3 protein-coding genes are annotated in these 2,720 nt (G+C 54.7%); all 3 read right to left on the reverse strand.

All coding sequences use genetic code 11. The features are described from left to right. Positions 1–49 precede the first annotated feature (49 nt). The 3 genes from PLH32_18380 to PLH32_18390 all read right to left on the reverse strand — a co-directional run bounded on the left by PLH32_18380 (position 50) and on the right by PLH32_18390 (position 2,578). On the reverse strand, positions 50–370 hold the full coding sequence (locus tag PLH32_18380) for a hypothetical protein (GenBank protein HQJ66577.1): 321 nt from the start codon (positions 368–370) through the stop codon (positions 50–52). An 87-nt stretch (positions 371–457) separates the two neighbouring features. After that, a complete protein-coding gene (locus PLH32_18385; protein ID HQJ66578.1) occupies positions 458–583 on the reverse strand; it encodes a hypothetical protein in 126 nt (41 codons plus the stop codon). A gap of 333 nt (positions 584–916) precedes the next feature. Beyond that, on the reverse strand, positions 917–2,578 hold the full coding sequence (locus tag PLH32_18390) for a hypothetical protein (protein ID HQJ66579.1): 1,662 nt from the start codon (positions 2,576–2,578) through the stop codon (positions 917–919). Between the last annotated feature and the right edge of the window lie 142 nt (positions 2,579–2,720).

Raw genomic sequence — 2,720 nt, forward strand, 5'->3', positions numbered from 1 at the left:
GCATGATTTCCTGCTTTCCGAACTGGGATTCGGATATCTATCCCAGCACCTATGCGGATTCAGTCTCGGCGTCAATTTGCTTCCAGAGCCGGGCAGCGGCGAGCGTCAGGAAGACAGTCTCGTCGGCGCGATAGCCGACCAGGCGGCGCCAGTAGCGGCCCTCAAGGAACTGGGGGGCGGTGTCTTCGTAGCTGTAGGGATACTTGTTGTTCACATAGAGACTGGTCAGGCAGCACCAGCGGATGGACTTAATGGCGTGGTCAAGGAGAACAGCCCGCGGGATATTTTTCGCCGTGAAATACAGCTTGTCGGTCTCGGTGAGCAGGATGGCGTAGGCGAAGTCGAAGTCGACGAGGCCATTGGCCGGCACGGTAACAATCCCGGTGTAGCCCTTGTAGCTCGGAGTCCAGTCGTCATACTTCCGGACGTCGAAAAATCCGCTGTTCGGAGTCCGCTTCTAATCGTCGTTCCAGATCGGCTTGAAAACGGTGACGGTCTCCTCGACGATGCCGAGAAAAAGGTCCATGAGCTGTTTCTCGGTCATGGGCGCCGGGCTGTGGGGCCGAGGTGGGGGGACGGACACCGGCTGCGGTAGCGGCTGGCGCGGAGCTGGGCATGAGGGCGAGCGGGGCTGGCCCGGCGAGGAGCAGCACCAGCGTCGAAAGCTGTAAGACGGATCCTTTTTTCATGAGCGGATCTCCTCGATGCTAATACGCGGATGCGGATAGATCATCGCTCGCAAAATGTACCCGCGAACTGCGTCGAGGCAAAGGAGCCCCGGTCGTGCTTGATAGTCGTGAGCGGGCGGATTTCACCTTGAATGTTCGCCGGCTATTTTGCGGTAAAATTCCGGCAGTCCTTGGGCTCGATGCATCCGTACAAATACGAAATAGCGTTTGCGCCGCCATTTTTCATGTCATGGGTGGTCTTTCGTGCCATAGACGATCTCGAATTCGTACGTGAGCGGAAAATCTTCGCCGAAACGCTCCGATCCGCTTCCCTGGACAAAACTGCCCCACTCCATTTTAATCGTCCCTTTGACGTACATGGCGATGACCGATGAGACCAGATAAGAATAAGCCGGCACCGATCGACTGAAACCATCGCCTCCGCCAAAATCGCAACGATAGATAAAGTTAACAATCGCCAGGTTCGGATTAAATTCGATTGTGAGCGAGTCACCGCTCTTGGTGACCTTGCCGGTGGGTGTAAAGGAAGGCGCACTGAGATTCACGATGGAGCACTCGCTGTCCGCTGCGACGCACCTTGCATTATGACTTCCTTCGCCCCCGGTTATCGCCGCATTGTCACCTTGAACTTCCAGCTTGAGCCACATCTCTACTTTGTCATCAAAGGTCCAGGGCATGTCGGCGTGGCCGTGATGAATGTTCACCTTTGCATAGATATGATCTGGGACCAGAGAGTCGATCTTGACGCTGACGGTTTTGGCAGCAGTCACCGGCTTTGCTGATTGACAGGTCGGCACCTCGGCTCGTATGGAGGCGATGCCTCTTTTTTCAACGGTGTAGGTGCTTTGAGCCACGCCCTGTGCATTGGTTTTTACCAGAGATGGACTGACGGTACCCGGCCCGCTTTCCAGCTCAAACTTGACCGATTGTCCATTGAACGCTGCGTCCGGACCATTGCCGCAGCGAACCGTTGCGGTAAGGTCTGCCGTCTTGCCCTTATGGTCGGGTACCATAAACAGATCCGGATCTGCAGTGAGGTTCAAGTCCGGATTGCACACGCTCAAGCAGCAGATGACGTCAACGCCCATGTGATAGCCGTCCGCAGGAGTTCCCTCGTCAAATCGCAGTTTGTCGGTTTTGTCACAGCTTGCCGGATCTCCATATACCACGTTATAATTGCCGCTGTAAGCGGGAGAAACAAATTTGAAATGGAATACGACGTTTTTAAGCACATAACAGCAATCCCTTATCCGCTTTTTTGCAACGCCGATTGGACCCAGACTTTGCATGATATGGTAAGCCCAACCCTCGGCGATGGTGCCCAATTCGATGGAATTATCAATACTGTCGAATTCTTTGTTCCCCCCGCCAAATGATCCGGGTTCGGTCGTGCCGACGCCGGAAAAATGGGTCACCTGAGCGCGAAGGTGCCTGCCGTCCGCCATGACCACCGCCGGAACGGCCGTGATCTCCCAAGCGCCGCTGGTGGTATTGAACAGACAGAGATTGGCCGAGTCCCCTTCCTGATAGGTCCTGCCCGAGGTCACCGGCATCGTCACGGTCACCGGCTGCTGAAAGGTTGCGCCGTCGGGCAAACATTCGATCATGTTGGCGACCAGGTAGGATTGCCAGCCAGGGGGAATGGAATCGGCATGCACCGTACGCACGCTGATGGTAGTTTTGGCGGATAGCGCTTTGGCCGGAACCGTGATCGACGCCCCATAGCCGTCTTCCACTTTACCGCCCGAAGCGCCGATCACTTTTTGCGATGAGATGCCGCTGTTATTGTTGTCCTCGGGGTTTGTGGCAGAATCTTTTTTGCAGGTCAGGGCGATGAGCAACAAGGAAGAAAGGATCAGCATAAATTGAACAATAGGTCGGCTTCGCATGGTGGCTTACCTCCTATCAAATTCGATACTATATCCGAGAACCATCACGGCGTCATGGAGTGCATGTGAATGGGAGATAGGAAATGCGCTGATAGGAATTTTGATTTTTGGGGGGTCATAAAAATCGAGGAAATCATTCTCT

The organism is bacterium (genome assembly GCA_035419245.1).
Lineage (GTDB): Bacteria > Zhuqueibacterota > Zhuqueibacteria > Residuimicrobiales > Residuimicrobiaceae > JAKPUX01.